At 70.7% G+C, this 14,505-nt stretch carries 16 protein-coding genes; 7 read left to right on the top strand and 9 right to left on the bottom strand.

Features of this window, described 5'->3' with window-relative positions; genetic code table 11:
- Window positions 1-89 precede the first annotated feature (89 nt).
- From INQ41_RS00635 to INQ41_RS00620, 4 genes are read left to right on the top strand one after another with little or no spacing between them, the layout of a single operon-like run.
- Window positions 90-1,301: a beta-ketoacyl-[acyl-carrier-protein] synthase family protein gene (locus INQ41_RS00635; protein ID WP_193985332.1), complete on the top strand. Its 1,212-nt coding sequence runs from the start codon at window positions 90-92 to the stop codon at window positions 1,299-1,301.
- Entirely contained in the window at window positions 1,298-2,131 is an 834-nt protein-coding gene (locus INQ41_RS00630) for a beta-ketoacyl synthase chain length factor (protein WP_228076644.1), read from the top strand. Before INQ41_RS00635 ends, INQ41_RS00630 begins: the two co-directional genes overlap by 4 nt.
- Window positions 2,124-2,969, top strand: coding sequence for a glycosyltransferase family 2 protein (locus INQ41_RS00625; protein ID WP_228076643.1), 846 nt, complete (start codon window positions 2,124-2,126; stop codon window positions 2,967-2,969). The genes INQ41_RS00630 and INQ41_RS00625 overlap by 8 nt, the downstream gene beginning before the upstream one ends.
- 4 nt (window positions 2,970-2,973) lie before the next feature.
- A complete protein-coding gene (locus INQ41_RS00620) occupies window positions 2,974-4,665 on the top strand; it encodes an NAD(P)/FAD-dependent oxidoreductase (protein ID WP_193985331.1) in 1,692 nt (563 codons plus the stop codon).
- Here the strand turns inward: INQ41_RS00620 and INQ41_RS00615 are convergent.
- The 9 genes from INQ41_RS00615 to INQ41_RS00575 form a co-directional block, all read right to left on the bottom strand.
- Window positions 4,662-5,147, bottom strand: a complete 486-nt coding sequence (locus INQ41_RS00615) for a hypothetical protein (protein WP_193985329.1) — start codon at window positions 5,145-5,147, stop codon at window positions 4,662-4,664. The genes INQ41_RS00620 and INQ41_RS00615 overlap by 4 nt on opposite strands.
- Window positions 5,148-5,244: 97 nt before the next feature.
- The gene (gene fabG / locus INQ41_RS00610) at window positions 5,245-5,979 is read right to left on the bottom strand and encodes a 3-oxoacyl-ACP reductase FabG (protein WP_193985327.1); all 735 of its coding nucleotides are present in this window, start codon (window positions 5,977-5,979) and stop codon (window positions 5,245-5,247) included.
- 66 nt (window positions 5,980-6,045) lie between these two features.
- Window positions 6,046-6,507, bottom strand: coding sequence for a phosphotransferase (locus tag INQ41_RS00605; RefSeq protein WP_193985325.1), 462 nt, complete (start codon window positions 6,505-6,507; stop codon window positions 6,046-6,048).
- The gene (locus INQ41_RS00600) at window positions 6,504-8,900 is read right to left on the bottom strand and encodes an MMPL family transporter (RefSeq protein ID WP_193985323.1); all 2,397 of its coding nucleotides are present in this window, start codon (window positions 8,898-8,900) and stop codon (window positions 6,504-6,506) included. Before INQ41_RS00600 ends, INQ41_RS00605 begins: the two co-directional genes overlap by 4 nt.
- Window positions 8,897-9,592 (bottom strand): LolA-related protein, encoded by a 696-nt coding sequence (locus tag INQ41_RS00595; protein ID WP_228076642.1) that lies wholly within the window; start codon window positions 9,590-9,592, stop codon window positions 8,897-8,899. The genes INQ41_RS00600 and INQ41_RS00595 overlap by 4 nt, the downstream gene beginning before the upstream one ends.
- Window positions 9,492-10,490 (bottom strand): LpxL/LpxP family acyltransferase, encoded by a 999-nt coding sequence (locus tag INQ41_RS00590; RefSeq protein ID WP_193985322.1) that lies wholly within the window; start codon window positions 10,488-10,490, stop codon window positions 9,492-9,494. Before INQ41_RS00590 ends, INQ41_RS00595 begins: the two co-directional genes overlap by 101 nt.
- Window positions 10,487-10,792, bottom strand: a complete 306-nt coding sequence (locus INQ41_RS00585; RefSeq protein ID WP_193987121.1) for a hypothetical protein — start codon at window positions 10,790-10,792, stop codon at window positions 10,487-10,489. The genes INQ41_RS00590 and INQ41_RS00585 overlap by 4 nt, the downstream gene beginning before the upstream one ends.
- 68 nt (window positions 10,793-10,860) lie before the next feature.
- The gene (locus INQ41_RS00580; protein WP_193985320.1) at window positions 10,861-11,553 is read right to left on the bottom strand and encodes a COG4648 family protein; all 693 of its coding nucleotides are present in this window, start codon (window positions 11,551-11,553) and stop codon (window positions 10,861-10,863) included.
- 21 nt (window positions 11,554-11,574) lie between these two features.
- Window positions 11,575-11,844, bottom strand: a complete 270-nt coding sequence (locus INQ41_RS00575) for a phosphopantetheine-binding protein (protein ID WP_193985318.1) — start codon at window positions 11,842-11,844, stop codon at window positions 11,575-11,577.
- A 140-nt stretch (window positions 11,845-11,984) separates the two neighbouring features.
- Between INQ41_RS00575 and INQ41_RS00570 the strand changes: the two genes are divergently transcribed.
- The 3 genes from INQ41_RS00570 to hemB all read left to right on the top strand — a co-directional run bounded on the left by INQ41_RS00570 (window position 11,985) and on the right by hemB (window position 14,397).
- Entirely contained in the window at window positions 11,985-12,983 is a 999-nt protein-coding gene (locus INQ41_RS00570) for a chorismate transformation enzyme, FkbO/Hyg5 family (RefSeq protein ID WP_343224927.1), read from the top strand.
- 73 nt (window positions 12,984-13,056) lie between these two features.
- Window positions 13,057-13,305, top strand: coding sequence for a hypothetical protein (locus INQ41_RS00565; RefSeq protein WP_193985316.1), 249 nt, complete (start codon window positions 13,057-13,059; stop codon window positions 13,303-13,305).
- Window positions 13,306-13,401: 96 nt separating this feature from the next.
- On the top strand, window positions 13,402-14,397 hold the full coding sequence (hemB, locus tag INQ41_RS00560; RefSeq protein WP_193985314.1) for a porphobilinogen synthase: 996 nt from the start codon (window positions 13,402-13,404) through the stop codon (window positions 14,395-14,397).
- Window positions 14,398-14,505: the final 108 nt, after the last annotated feature.

Genomic DNA, 14,505 nt, shown 5'->3' with positions numbered 1-14,505 from the left:
GGCTATACTCCGCCTGATCCGCTTCCAAGTCCCTCGCCCAACAGGACAGCCGCTTGCCAGACGCGCGCCCCATTCCCGATCCCCCGCCCATGCCGCCGTTTGCCGTGCGCGCGTGGAGCGCGACCACGGCGCTCGGTCGTGGCGTGCAGGCCCAGCACGCGGCGCTGCTGGAGCGCCGCAGCGGCCTGCGACCCAACGATTTCGGCCCCGACAACGCCGATGGGGTGCCGCTGCCGTGCTGGATCGGCCGCGTCGACGGGCTCGAGGACGCGCCGCTGCCGGCGCAGTTCGCGCGCTGGGAGTGCCGCAACAACCGCCTGGCCTGGCTGGCCCTGCAGCAGGACGGCATGCTCGACGCCGTCCGCGATGCGGTCGACCGGCTCGGCGCGGAACGCGTCGCGCTGGTGATCGGCACCTCGACCTCCAGCATCGGTGCCAGCGAGGAGGCCTATCGCGACCTGCAGCCCGACGCGGACGGCACGCCCGCGTTTCCGCCCGAACTGGCGCGTCCGATCGTGCACACCGTGCATTCGCTGGGCGACTTCGTGCAGCAGGTCAGCGGCGCGCGCGGGCCGTGCATCACCGTGGCCACGGCCTGCTCCTCCAGCGCCAAGGTGTTCGCCCAGGCGGCGCGGCTGATCGAGGCCGGCGTGGTCGATGCGGCCCTGGTCGGCGGCGTGGACACCCTGTGCGGCAGCGTCCTGTACGGCTTCAACTCGCTGCAACTGGTCTCCGCGCAGCCGTGTCGACCCTTCGATGCCGACCGCGACGGTCTGTCGCTGGGCGAGGCCGGCGGATTCGCCCTGCTGGAGCGTGTGCCGGCGGATAACCGGTCGCTGCGCCTGCTCGGCTACGGCGAATCCAGCGACGCCCACCACATGTCCTCGCCCCACCCGCAAGGGCTGGGCGCGTTGCAGGCCATGAACGAGGCACTGGCGCGCGCAGGGATCGCCCCGGAAGACGTCGATTACCTCAACCTGCACGGCACCTCGACCCCCGCCAACGACCGCATCGAGGCAGCCGCGGTGGCCAGCCTGTTCCCGGCCCGGTTGCACGCCAGCTCGACCAAGGGCTGGACCGGACACACCCTGGGCGCGGCGGGCATCGTGGAGGCGGTGTTCTGCCTGATCGCGCTCCAGCACGGCACGCTTCCCGGCATCCTCAACAGCGCCACGCCGGATCCCGCCTGCGGACCGCAGATCCGTTTCGACAACGCGCAGGCGTCGATCCAGGTGGCGATGACCAACTCCTTCGGTTTCGGTGGCAACAACGCCTCGCTGGTGTTCGGGGTGTCTGCGTGAGCGCGCTGGTCGCCACCATCGAAGGCGTGGGTTTCTGGGCCACGGGACTGCCGGGCTGGGACAGTGCGCGCGACTTTGTCCGCGATGGCCGCTTGCCCGAAGCGCCACCGGCGCGTCCCTCGCCGCAGTTGCTGGCGCCCAACGAGCGCCGCCGCGCGCCGGGCACCGTCGCCGTCGCGCTGGAGGTGGCGCTGGCCGCGTGCGAGGCCGCCGGTCGCGACCCGGCCTCGCTGCCGTCGGTGTTCGCCTCCACCCACGGCGAGCTGGCGATCACCGACTACATGTGCGCGACCCTGGCCGACCAGCCGGAAACGATCTCGCCGACCCGCTTCCACAATTCGGTCCACAACGCCGCCGCCGGCTACTGGAGTATCGGTACCGGCGCGACCGCGGCCACCACCGCGATCAGCGCCTACCAGGCGACGTTTGCGCAAGGGCTGCTGGAGGCACTGGTGCAGCTGGCGACCGGCGTGCCGGCGGTATTGCTGGTCGCCTACGACGGATCGTCGGTCGGCCCGCTGGCGAAAATCTCCCCCAGCGCGGGCCTGCTCGGCGGCGCGCTGGTGCTGTCACGCAGCGAGCGCGCCGGCGCTATGCGGCTGGCGGCCACGCTGGCCGACGGCGAGGCGCCGGCCGCCGCCGGACCGCTGGCGGCGCGTGATCCGGGCAACGCGATGGCACCGATGCTGGGGCTGTTCGACGCGCTCGCGTCCGGTGACCGGCACACCACCCTTTCCGCCGGCGCCGGGCGGATACTCCAGCTGTCGCTGCATGAGCCGTCGCTGCATGAGCCGTCGCTGCAGGAAACCGGAGCGCAACGCCGTGGCTGATCGCCTCCATCGGGACAACATCGTGGTCGTGATTCCGGCGCTCAACGAGGCGCTGCGCATCCGCGACGTCGTGGCGGGCGCGCTGCGCCAATGCAGCAACGTGATCGTGGTCGACGACGGTTCCGACGACGACACCGTGGAACGGATTGCCGCGCTGCCGGTGACCGTGCTGCGCAACCGGCAACGGCTGGGCAAGGGCGCCAGCCTGCGCCGCGGGTTCCAGGCCGCGCTTTCCGCCGGTGCCAGCGCGGTGCTGACCATGGACGGCGACGGCCAGCACCTGGCCGACGACATCCCGCGCCTGCTCGAGGCCGGCAACCTCTACCCCGGCCACATCGTCATCGGCGCGCGCCTGCGCCGGCGCTCGCAACAGCCGCGCTACCGGCGCGCCGCCAACGCCTTCGCCGACTGGGGCATCGCCTGGGGCACCGGCTACCAGATCGCCGATACCCAGAGCGGGCAGCGCCTGTACCCGGCCGAGGTCGCCGCGCTGGACGACGTGCCCGGCGAGGATTTCGTGTTCGAGGCGCAGATCCTGATCTCCGCGGCCCGCATGCTGGGCACCCGATGCGTGTCGGTGCCGATCGAGTCGCGCTACGCGGCCGCTGCATCCGCGCCCGGCGCGGCGGATGACACCGCCGTGCAGTTCCGGCGCAGCCACTTCCGCCCGCTGCGCGACTTCACCCGCATCACCAGCCACGTCGTCGGCCAGTGCTGGGACACCCGGCGCATGCCGGCGATCCTCCGCCAGATCCGCGCCAACCCGGCGCTGATCCACGATCCGGCCGGGGACTTCGACTCCCTGCGCGTCGCCCGACCCCACGCCTCCAAGAGCTGAGCCCATGCCAGACCCGCACGCGAACATCGATGTACTGATCCTCGGCGGCGGACTGGCAGGACTGAGCCTGGCGATCGAACTGAAGCGGCGCGACCCGGCGATCGCCGTCACCGTGCTGGAGCGCAACACGCACCCGGCGCCGGAGGCAGCGTTCAAGGTCGGCGAGTCGACGGTCGAGATCGGCGCGCACTACTTCAGCACCGTACTCGGGCTGCGCGAGCACCTCGACAGCCGCCAGATCCGCAAGTTCGGTTTCCGCTTCTTCTTCAGCGACGGGCGCGACGATCTGGACGCCACGACCGAGGTCGGCGTGCGCGAGGCGCTGCCGATGATGTCCTGGCAACTCGATCGCGGGCGCTTCGAGAATTTCCTCGGCGAGCACGCGGCCTCGCTGGGGGTCGACTTCCGCCACGGCTGCAAGGTCCTGGGCGTCGAGCTGGCGGCACCCGGCAGCGACGCCGCGCATGAGGTCCGCCACGTGCAGGACGGCGTGGAGTCGGTGTCGACGGCGCGCTGGGTGGTTGATGCCAGCGGCCGCGCCGCCCTGCTCAAGCGCAAGCTCGGTCTGGCCAAGACCCATCCGCACGATGCCAACGCGGCGTGGTGGCGGGTGGAGGGGCGCCTGGATCCGGGCAGCTGGTCGTCCGATAGCGACTGGATGCAGCGCTGCCAGCCGCCCGAGCGCTGGCGCTCGACCAACCACCTGTGCGGCCCCGGCTACTGGTTCTGGATGATTCCGCTGGCGTCGGACGTGCACTCGCTGGGCATCGTCTGCGACGCGCAGATGCACCCGCTGGAAACCATCAATAGCCACGACAAGGCGATGGCCTGGCTGCACAAGCACCAGCCCCGCGTCGCCCAGGCGCTCGACGCGCCAGAGCACGCGGTGCGCGACTTCCGCTTTCTGCGCCATTTCAGCCACGACTGCGAGCAGGTGTTCTCGGCCGATCGCTGGGCGATCACCGGCGAGGCCGGGCTCTTCCTGGACCCGTTCTACTCGCCGGGCAGTGACTTCATCGCGATCAGCAACGGCTACATCTGCGAGCTGATCGAAAAGGACCGCGCCGGCGCGCGCATCGGCGCCCATGCCGAGCTCTACCAGCAGCTGCTGTTCTCCTTCTTCGACAACACCATGAGCCTGTACCAGGACCAGTACCCGCTGTTTGGCGATGCGCTGGTGATGCCGCTCAAGGTGGTCTGGGACTACACGTATTACTGGTCGGTGCTGGCGCCGCTGTATACCGCGGGCAGGATCACCGACCTGTCCCTGCTGGGCCGGCTGCGCAAGCCGCTGGAGCGTGCGACCGCGCTCAACAAGACGATGCAGTCGCTGCTGCGTAGCTGGGGTGAGGCCAATGCCGCCGCCGGCTATGTCCCGCCGGACGGTCGCGAGCTGGACCAGTCGGCGATCGGCTGGTTCCGCGATCTCAACGGGGCGTTGCTGGACAGCCCGGATGACGCGGAACTGTACGACCGCATCGGCGCCAACGTTGTGCGCATGGAAGTGCTCGCCGCTGAAATGGCGCGGCAGGCCAACCGCCAGCACCCGACGTTGGCCGCGATCGGCCCCGCGGATTTCACGGTCGCCGACCGCACGATCGGCCTGCTGCCGCCGGTCTGGTACGGCCTGGACGACGACCTGGCGGTCGCCGGCCAGATGGCGTCACCGACTCCCGGCGTGGCGCTTGCGACCTAGTTGCGCGGCGGCTGGCTGCCGGGCGTCACCGTCGGCCGATAATCCATCGGCGGTGGATCGAAGACGTAGATCGCGATACCCGCGGCATGAGTCGGCGACGGGCTGACGTTGACGCCGATACCGCCGCCGACCGAACTGCGCCGGCCGTAGCTGCTGCTGCCCACGCCGATGCCGACGTTGCTGCCGCCGTAGCCCTGCGCGGCGCCCTGGAACAGCACGCCGTTGGCACCGACCTGGGCGGCGGACGCGCGCAGCTTGCCCATGACCTCGTTGGTCTTGTTCTGCTCGCCGTAGGTCAGTGCGCCGCTGGCCGTGCTCAGCATCGCGATTTCCTCGTAGCGGCCCGGCGGCGGGGTGTAATAGATGCGTACCTGCTCGGGCGCCACGGCCGGCCGGGCGGGACCGAGCATCGTTCGCGACGTGGTCGCGCAACCACTGGCCGCAACGGCCAGACAGACGATCAATGCGGTCTTGACGTGCACGATGGCATTCCTCCTGCGATACGGCCCGGACCGTCCGGAACCGGTGTTCAGCGCTGCGATTATGTGGCCGGCAGCCGGCACGCGGGGTGAAGCCGGCTCAGCCCATGCCGCCGTTGATGCCGATCACCTGGCCGTTGATGTAGCCCGCCGCGTCCGAGCACAGGAATCCCACCAGCGCGGCGACCTCGTCCGGACGCCCCGCACGGCCCGCCGGCACCATCTGCTTGAGCATGTCGGCGGGGAAGGCGTCGGCGGCCATGCGTCCCTCGATCACGCCCGGCGCGACCACGTTGACGCTGATGCCGCGACTGGCCATCTCCCGGGCCAGCGACTTGCTGGCGCCGTGCAGGGCCGACTTCGCCGCCGCATAGTTGACCTGGCCGCGGTTGCCCAGCACCGCGGCAACCGAGGACACACTGACGATGCGTCCCCAGCGTCCGCGCGCCATCGGCAGCAGCAGCGGCTGGGTGACGTTGAAGAAGCCGTGTACGGAGACATCGATCACGCGCCGCCACTGCTCCTCGCTCATCCCGGCCATCGGGCCGTCCTCGTGGATGCCGGCGTTGTTTACGAGCACCGCGATCGGGCCGTCCGCGAGCAGACCGTCCAGCGCCGCGCGCGTCGCCACGCCATCGGCGACGTCGAACGCGACCGCCTGCGCGCTGCCGCCTTCGTGATGGATCGCGTCCACCACCTGCTCGGCGCGGGCCAGGTTGGCGTTGGCGTGGACGATCACGTGCATGCCGTCGGTGGCGAGGCGGGCGCAGATCGCGCCACCGATGTCGCCGCTGCCGCCGGTCACCAGCGCGCGCCGGGGAATGGATGAACTCATGGCGTACCTCCTGTAACGGGCGATTGTCGCCCATCGCGCCGGCGCGGGCGCGGTCGCGGGGTCGGGCTAGTCGGCCTGCGTGGCCGGCGCGGGCATCACCGCCGCGCGACCCTCGGCCAGCAGTGCGCCGGCGTGCAGGAGGCGGAATTCGTACTGCCAGCCATTGTCGCCGTCGATCAGCAGGCGTGCCTCGCCTTCCAGGGCGCCGGGCAGGTCGTCGATGCGGGCCACATGCAACGCCACCCCGCGCAGGGCCACCAGCAGCCCCGGTCGGGCCACGCCTCCGGCACGGCTGGCGCGCAGGCCGCCGTGCACCGCCATCGCCTGCGCCCCGTATTCGCACAGGTGCACCGCGCGCAGCCGGTCACCGCTGCGCAGCGGGTGCGCGGGGTCGCGGTGGCGCCCGGCGCTCAGGCGGATGCTGGCATCGTCCCACTCGAGCACCCGGTCCCACAGGCTCATGGAGCCGGCGTGCGGGATCAGGCTGGCAATGGCTTGGGCATCGATGGCCTGCAGGTCCGCGCTCATTGGAGCAGCTCCGCGCCACCGTGTTCGGCAATCGGCTCCGGCGTCGCGCCTTCGCCGGACTCCGCGGCCGGCTGACGCACGATCAGCAGCGCCAGCACGAAGTTGAAGATAACCCCCAGCGCCACGGTGCTTCCGATCGCCTGCAGCACCGGGATGCTGGAAGTGGCCAGCAACGCGAACACCAGCAGCGTCGCCAGGCTGCAGACGATGATCGCGTGCAGGGCGCGCAACTGGCCCTCGCGGCTGTCGCCGGCGTGGTCGAAAAACAGGCCGTAGTCCAGCCCCAGACCGCAGGCCAGGATCAGCGCGACCAGATGGAACAGGTTCAACTCGACGCCGAAGCCGCGCAGCACCGCCAGCAGCACGATGATCGCCAGCGCCATCGGCGCGAGCACCCGCAAGGTGCGGCGCACGTCGCGCAGGGCCACCCAGATCGTCGCCACCAGCAGCACCGCCGCCAGCGCGAGTGCCCACAGCAGGCGCGTGCGGTACTCGGCCACCAGCGACTCGGAGGCGTCCTTGAGGTCGAGCAACTGCGCTCCGTGCGGCGCCAGCAATGACGCCACGGCGACCGGATCCTCCAGCCCGGTGAGCGCCACCAGCGCGGTGGCGTGCGAGTCGCTGCGCAACAGCAGGCCGTCAACACGCGCCGCCAGCGGCGTGCCCGCAAGGTCTGCCGCAGTCAACGGCGGCGCAGCGCGCGCGGCCGCGACATCGCTCAGGAACGGGGCGAACACATCGCTGCGGAACGGACTGTCGGCCACCGCCGCGTCCAGCGCCGCCTGCAAGGTCGGCGCATCCGGCAGCCGTGCCTGGCGCGCGCGCTGGGTGGCCGCGCTGGGCAGGTAGCGCGAGGCAAGGTCGAACGCCTGCAGCAGCCCCTCCGATTGCATCTGCACAAGCACCGGCTGCAGCGCTTCGGACGCCTGCAGCGCTGCCTCGGCGTCGGCGCCCTGGACGACCATGAGGTAGCGCACGTCCGGCGCGCCCAGCTCGGCGCGCAACTGGCCGTCCTGCACCAGCAGGTGCTCCGGCACCGGGGTCAGCCGCGACAGGTCGTTCTGCCAGAACGGCCCGGGCACGAACCAGATCACCGCCAGGCCGGCCGCGCCCAGCAGGACGCCAGTGGTCACGCCCATCCGCGGCCAGCGCGAAAAATGGCCCCACACCTTGGCCATCGCCGAGGAGGACGCCGCGTCGTAGGGCTTGCCGCCGTTCTCGGTGGTGTCGATCAGGCCCGGCAACAGGTAGCGCGTGGTCAGCGCGGCGACGCCCAGGCCGGCGATGGTGAACACCGCGAGCTGCTTCAAACCGTCCACGCCGGAGATCAGGAAGGTCAGGTAGGCGATGCAGGTCGCGACCACGCCGGTACCCAGCGTCGGCCACAGCGCGCGCGCGTTGTCCCACGGCGACAGCCCCGGGCGCTGGTGGCTGATCAGGTGGATCGGGTAGTCCTGCGCCACCCCGATCAGGGTGAAGCCGAAGGCCACGGTGATGCCGTGGATGCCGTCAAAGCCCAGCGCGACGGCGGCCATGCCGGCCAAACCGCCACTGGCCAGCGGCAGCGCCGCCAACAGCGGAACCCGCCAGCTGCGGTAGGCGATCAGCAGCAGCAGGGAGAAAATGACGCCGTCCAGGCTGCCGATGAAACTGGCCTCCCGCTGGGTGCGTCCGCCGACCTCGACCGCGAACGCGCCCGGGCCGCTGACCAGCAATTGCGAGCTGCTGTCGCCGCGGACCGCGTCGAACGCCGCATGCAGCTTCGCCAGCGCCGCCTCCTGGCCGCCGGGATCGAAGCCGGCCGCGGTGGTCTGCACCGCGAGCAGGGCGCGCCTGCCCTCGCGGTCGAACCACACCCCGTGCAGTTGCTGCGGCGCCGTGGCGGGCTGCCAGGTGTCGGCCAGTGCCAGCACCTCCAGGGTCGGATCGGCCGGCAGCAGCGGCTCGACCAGCGCGGCCATGGGCGAGCCCAGGTCCTGCAGCCGCGCTTCCAGCTGATCCGACAGGTAGGCGGCGTCCAGCGGCTGGTGATCCAGCGTGGTGGAGAGCAGGTAGCGGTACGGACGCAGCGCTTCGGGGATCGACTCCAGGCCGGCCACCCCGCCGTTGGCGGCCAGGCTGAAGGCCGGATCGCCGGCCAGCGCAGTGACCATCGCGGCCGACTGCCGGGCCAGCACCTCGGGCCGGTCGCCGGAGACCGCCAGCAGCAGCAGGCGTGAGCCGGGGCCCTCGCCGAGCTCGTCGATCAGCAACTTCTGCGCCGGCGTGCGCGCCTCGGGCATGAACTTGCGCAGGTCGCCGCTGAGCTGCAGCTGTTGGCTGATCCACCAGCCGCCCACCAGCAACAGCGCCAGCCACACCAGGGCCAGCGAGAGGCGCCGACGCGGACTCATCGGGGGGCGACGCCCTGATGGCAAAGGCGGGCCAGGCCGTCGGCATCGACCACGGCCGGCGCGGCCTCCGCGGCGCTGGCCAGCAGGGTGCGCTGCGGCTTGGGCTCATCGACCATGCGGGTCTCGATGCAGCGCAGCTCGGCGTCCTGGCCGTACAGGGTGATGGTCTGCAGCCGGCGCGCGAGCTCCGCCGCGGTCGGCGTCAGTTCCAGGCTCCACTGCTGGCGGGTGCCTTCACTGCGCAGGCGGTACAGCGCTTCCAGCGCCGCGCGATCGCCCGACAGCAGGGCTCCGAAGCTGTCCTGCAGGCCGGCGAGCTCAGGGGCCCGCGCCAGCGAGAACGTCCGCGGCGCACGGCCGGCGCGCTCGATGGTCGCCTGCCCGGCGTGGATGGTGGTGGTCTCCACGTAGGGGTCGCGCACCGCGCGCACCAGCACGCCGTCCTGCGGGCGACGGTACTCGCCGCTCAGGCGCAGCGCGTTTTTCAGCATCCGCGACTCGCGCACTTCCACGAACGGCGTGGCCATCGGCGCCGGCTGGGCCAGCTTGCCGAGGATCCAGCCCGGGCTGGCCGCCTCGCCAGACGCCGGCTCAGCCGCGCTCGCCGCCAGCGCGCTCGCCAGCAACAACGGTGCCGCCAGCCAACGCAGGTCCAGCCGGGTCAGGCGCGCGAGCCAGGTCGATCGCTTCATCTTCGGGTTGCCAGAAGTCATAGAAATTGAACCAGTTGTAAGGGGCGTTGCGGGCATGGTGCTGCAAGCGGTCCGCGTAACGCTGAATGACTCCCTGCAGGGCCTGCTGGCGCTGCCGGCGCTCGATGCGGATGCACGGGTCGAACGTCTCGAACAGCAGATCGTAACGGCGACCGCCGCGGTACAGGCCAAAACCCAGCAGCACCGGCACTTTCAGCACGCTGGCCACCAGCCAGGGCGCGGTGGGGAAGTGTGCGGTCCCGCCCAGGAAGTTCGCCGGGCACGACGGTTTACCGGGCTGGATCCGGTCGACCAGCATCGCCACCAGCGCGCCGGCGTCGGTCGCGTCCTTGATCGCCAGCAACAGCGAAGGGCCGTCCTGGCCGGCGTCGATCACGGTCTTTGCGACGCCCGGATTCAGCGCATCCAGCAACTGGGTTAACGCCGGATTGTGGCCGACGTCCAGCACCACCCGCAGCTGCACCTGCGGGCGCTCGGTGGCGAGCATCCTCAGCACCTCGAAACTGCCCAGGTGGGAGCCGAACATCAGCACGCCCTGGCCGCGGTCGACCTGCTCCAGCAGCTGCTCCACGCCTTCCACGCGCAGGTCGAACTGGCCGAGCTGACCGCCCAGCAGGAACACCCGGTCCAGGATCGTGGCGGAAAACACGTGCACGTGGCGGAACACGTCGCGCCACCGCGCCGGCCGCCCCAGTACGCGGCTGAGGTAAGCGCGCGAGGCCCGGCGTTCCGGACCGCGGGCGAGCACGTAGTACGCGGTGATCGGCCACAGCAGCAACCGGGTCGGCTCGCGCCCGACCACTTCGGCGATCGTGCGTATCAATCCGAACGCAAGCCGGCTGCCGCCCTCGGGCCGTTCCACCCAGCTGTCGCTCACGAAGGCGACCCCGCGGCCACTTCGCCGCTGGCCAGCAGACTGTCGTCGCGAAGGATGCGGAAGCGCCAGCGCAGCGGTGCCGCTTCGCCCAGCAGCTCGAGCTCGATCAACGCGGTCTTCTCCGGCAGCAGCGGCTGCAGGAACTTGACCTGCGGCAGGCGCAGCGGCGCGCCGGCCACTTCCGGGTGCAGGGACTCGATCAGCTCCAGCACGCGGTCCAGGATCACCACGCCGGGCACCACCGGGCGGCCGGGAAAATGGCCCGGCAGGCTGGGATGGTCGGCGGCGATCACGAACGGCACGGGGACCACGGAGGTTTTCACGCTGCGGCTTGCGGACCGGCAAGGATAAGCCAGCGCGATGAACCGCGTCAGCGGAACATGTCCCGCCAGAAACCCGGTCCCAGCTGGCCCATGCGGCGCAGGAAGTCGATGAAATTGCGATACGGCGGATCCGGGAACCAGCGCTTGCGCAGCAGGTACTCGCCGACGAAGAACACCGCGAGGATCCCGTAATCGAGCAGGTTGGCGAACCACGACCAGGCCTGCTGGCTCACGCTGATGAGCGGCGGGTAGCCCAGCCGGGCCAGCACGCCATCGGGCACCGCGATCACCGCCAGTGCGCTGTCCGCCAGCGCCAGCACGGCCAGCAGCGCCGCCCAGGCCAGGGTCAGCCGCGTGGTGTAACGCAGCAGGCGCGGCTCCAGTGCATCGGGCGGGCAGCCTTCCATCGCCGCCGCGATCCGCGTGATCACCGGCACGCGCCCAGCGCGCAGGCTGCGGCCGAAGAACCAGGAGATCAGCGCGGCGAACAACGCCGGCGGACCCAGCAGCAGCACCACCGGCACATCGCTGCCGCGCATCGCCCACAGGCCGGCGCAGGCCACCGCAAGCAGCAACCAGGCCCAAGTGCGGGCGCGCAGCAGCGGCTCCAGCAGCACGACCAGGACCAGATCGAGCAACGCCACAATCGCCAGGGCGTTGTTGGCATCCACGCTGGCGCGATGGGCCAGCAGCGGGTAGGCCGCCGCGAGGACGACCCGCAGCAGCACGATGCCCATCATCTGCGCTGGCGCGGCAGGGCGTCAGCTGGCCTTGTTCTGCTCGACGTGCGCCGACAGCGAGCGCAGGGACGCGAACACCCGGCGGTTGTCCTCGTTGTCGGAGCGCAGCTGGAAGCCGTGCTCCTTGCTGATCGCCAGGGCCAGTTCGAGCGCATCGATCGAATCCAGGCCCAGGCCCTCGCCGAACAGGGGCGCTTCGGGATCGATCTCGGCGGGCACCACGTCTTCCAGGTTGAGACTGTCGACCAGCAGTTGGGCCAGGGCGGCCTCGGCGGGGCTTTGTGCGGACATCGAAGGACTTCCATTGGATGGGATCGCGCAACGATCCGGCATGCCGCCGCCGGGCGCAACCACGCAGCCCTCGCAAGGGCTCCGGTTATCATGGCCGGCATGAACTTTTTTGCATTCCTCTGCGTTCGGGATACCGCGGCATGACGGGCATCGCCCTGACCGCCCCTGCCGCCGCCGGACTGGACATCAGCTACAGCGACGACACGCTGGATTCCGTGCTGGCCGATGCCCATGTATTGGCGGTATTCGGCTTCGGCGACGCCACACCGTCAAGTGACGATCCGCGCTACCTGCGGGTCAATCTGCAGCCGCACGGACCGGCCCCGCTGGAGGTCTGGCGCAGCGACGGCCCCGTGAGCCATGGCCGCACCGACGGCGTGGCCTGGGCCGAAGACGGTCATCTCCAGTTCGGCGCCTTGCAACTGGACGAGCCGGACGGCGAGGACATCGGCGCGGCCGCGAGCGACGCCTACCAGCGCCTGCTCGCGTTCACCGCCGGGCGCGGCTACCCGCACCTGCTGCGGATCTGGAACTACCTGGACGCGATCACCGATGGCGACGGCGACGAGGAGCGCTACCGGCGTTTCTGCATCGGCCGCGCCGCCGGCCTGGGCGACTACGAGCCGGGCCGGTTGCCGGCCGCGACCGCCATCGGACGCCTGGACGGCTGCCGCCAGTTGCAGGTCTATTGGCTCGCGTCCAAGACGCCGGGGCGGCCGCTGGAGAATCCGCGCCAGATCAGCGCCTGGCGCTACCCACGCCAGTACGGCCCGCAACCTCCGAGTTTTGCCCGCGCGATGCTTCCCTCCAGCCCGGCGATGCCGCTGCTGCTGTCGGGCACGGCGGCGATCGTCGGCCATCGCTCCCTGCACGCCGACTCGGTCGCCACCCAGCTTGATGAGACCCTGGCCAACTTCGCCAGCCTGATCGGTGCCGCGCGCGAGCACCGGCCCGGCTTGCCGGCGGGCTTCGGTGCCGGTTCGCGGCTGAAGGTGTACGTGCGCGACACCGCCGAGCTCGACCACGTCAGCCGGTTGCTGGACCGGCGCCTGGACCCGGCGGTGGCGCGGATCATCCTGCACGCGCAGGTCTGCCGCGGCGAGCTGGCCCTGGAGATCGACGGCTCGCATGACCTATGAGGCTCGACCGGAACGCGCGGCCGGGTGATATTGGCGGCATCGCGGCCACCGGCCGCCCGAAGGAGACACGAAGATGGGACTGATCAGCCTGCTGTGGGGCATCGTGGCGATGATCTGGATGGTGATCGCGCTGATTCCGTTGCTGGGTTGGGGCAACTGGTTCCTGATCCCGTTCGCCGCCGTGGGCGCGATCGTCGCGGCCATCGGCATCATGCTCACGCGCGCGGAAAGCCGTGGCCGGGCCAAGGCCGGGCTGATCCTCAACGGCATCGTGATCGCGGTGGCGGTGTTCCGGCTCAGCATCGGCGGCGGCATCATCTGATCCGCGGCCCGCGCCGACCGGCACGTTCCTGAGCGCGCGTTCAGGAGCGCTCTTCCGGAACAGCCCGGCGCGACCGGCCGTCGTAGAATGGGCGGCATGAGCAGCTATCCCTACGTGCGTCCGCGGCGGATGCGCCGCGATGAATTCTCCCGTCGCCTGATGCGCGAGACGGTCCTCACCAGCAACGACCTGATCTATCCGGTCTTCGTCCACGAGCTGGAGGGCCGCGAGGCGATCCCGTCCATGCCCGGCGTGGAGCGTTTGTCGATCGATGAACTGCTGCGTGTCGCCGAGCAGGCCAGCGAGTTGCGGATTCCCGCGCTGGCGCTGTTCCCGGTCACCGCGCCGGAGGCCAAGTCGCTGGACGCGGCCGCCGCCTGGGACGAGGACGGTCTGTGCCAGCGCGCGGTGCGTGCGCTCAAGCGGCGCTTCCCGGACCTCGGTGTGATCACCGACGTGGCGCTTGACCCCTACACCAGCCACGGCCAGGACGGCCTGCTGGATGACTACGGCTACGTCATCAACGACCTCACCGTGGAGGCGCTGGTCAAGCAGGCGCTGTCGCACGCCGCCGCCGGCGTGGACATCGTCGCCCCCAGCGACATGATGGACGGCCGCATCGGCGAGATCCGCGGCGCGCTGGAGGTCGAGGGCTACATCCACACCCGCATACTGGCCTACAGCGCCAAGTACGCCAGCGCGTTCTATGGCCCCTTCCGCGACGCGGTCGGCAGCGCCAGCGCGCTGGGCAAGGCCGACAAGAAAACCTACCAGATGGACCCGGCCAACACCGACGAGGCCCTGCACGAGGTCAGCCTGGACCTGGCCGAAGGCGCCGACATGGTGATGGTCAAGCCCGGCATGCCGTACGTGGACATCGTGCGGCGGGTGAAGGAGGAGTTCGGCGTGCCGACCTTCGCCTATCAGGTCAGCGGCGAGTACTCGATGCTGAAGGCGGCGATCCTCAACGGCTGGCTGGACGAGCGGGCCTGCGTGCTGGAAGCGCTGACCAGCATCAAGCGCGCCGGCGCCGATGGCGTGCTGACCTACTTCGCGCTGGATGCCGCGCGCTGGCTGCGCGAGCAGGACTGAGCGCGGTCACCCGGGGCGGCGCTGACTGGCCGTAGACTGGTCGGCAGAAGGGGAGGCGGAGTTACGCAACACGGTTTCGCCTGCCCCGGCACCCCACCCATTGTCCAA

The sequence above is a fragment of the Lysobacter ciconiae genome, assembly GCF_015209725.1.
Lineage (GTDB): Bacteria > Pseudomonadota > Gammaproteobacteria > Xanthomonadales > Xanthomonadaceae > Novilysobacter > Novilysobacter ciconiae.
This window is presented reverse-complemented; position numbering and strand designations above follow the sequence as displayed.

What these genes read in the sequence shown, in the direction of transcription:
- INQ41_RS00580 (WP_193985320.1), bottom strand. Translation starts at nt 11,553, where the DNA reads ATGATGGGCATCGTGCTGCTGCGGGTCGTCCTCGCGGCGGCCTACCCG.
- INQ41_RS00635 (WP_193985332.1), top strand. Translation starts at nt 90, where the DNA reads ATGCCGCCGTTTGCCGTGCGCGCGTGGAGCGCGACCACGGCGCTCGGT.
- INQ41_RS00605 (WP_193985325.1), bottom strand. Translation starts at nt 6,507, where the DNA reads ATGAGCGCGGACCTGCAGGCCATCGATGCCCAAGCCATTGCCAGCCTG.
- INQ41_RS00570 (WP_343224927.1), top strand. Translation starts at nt 11,985, where the DNA reads ATGACGGGCATCGCCCTGACCGCCCCTGCCGCCGCCGGACTGGACATC.
- INQ41_RS00575 (WP_193985318.1), bottom strand. Translation starts at nt 11,844, where the DNA reads ATGTCCGCACAAAGCCCCGCCGAGGCCGCCCTGGCCCAACTGCTGGTC.
- INQ41_RS00600 (WP_193985323.1), bottom strand. Translation starts at nt 8,900, where the DNA reads ATGAGTCCGCGTCGGCGCCTCTCGCTGGCCCTGGTGTGGCTGGCGCTG.
- hemB (WP_193985314.1), top strand. Translation starts at nt 13,402, where the DNA reads ATGAGCAGCTATCCCTACGTGCGTCCGCGGCGGATGCGCCGCGATGAA.
- INQ41_RS00595 (WP_228076642.1), bottom strand. Translation starts at nt 9,592, where the DNA reads ATGAAGCGATCGACCTGGCTCGCGCGCCTGACCCGGCTGGACCTGCGT.
- INQ41_RS00620 (WP_193985331.1), top strand. Translation starts at nt 2,974, where the DNA reads ATGCCAGACCCGCACGCGAACATCGATGTACTGATCCTCGGCGGCGGA.
- INQ41_RS00565 (WP_193985316.1), top strand. Translation starts at nt 13,057, where the DNA reads ATGGGACTGATCAGCCTGCTGTGGGGCATCGTGGCGATGATCTGGATG.
- fabG (WP_193985327.1), bottom strand. Translation starts at nt 5,979, where the DNA reads ATGAGTTCATCCATTCCCCGGCGCGCGCTGGTGACCGGCGGCAGCGGC.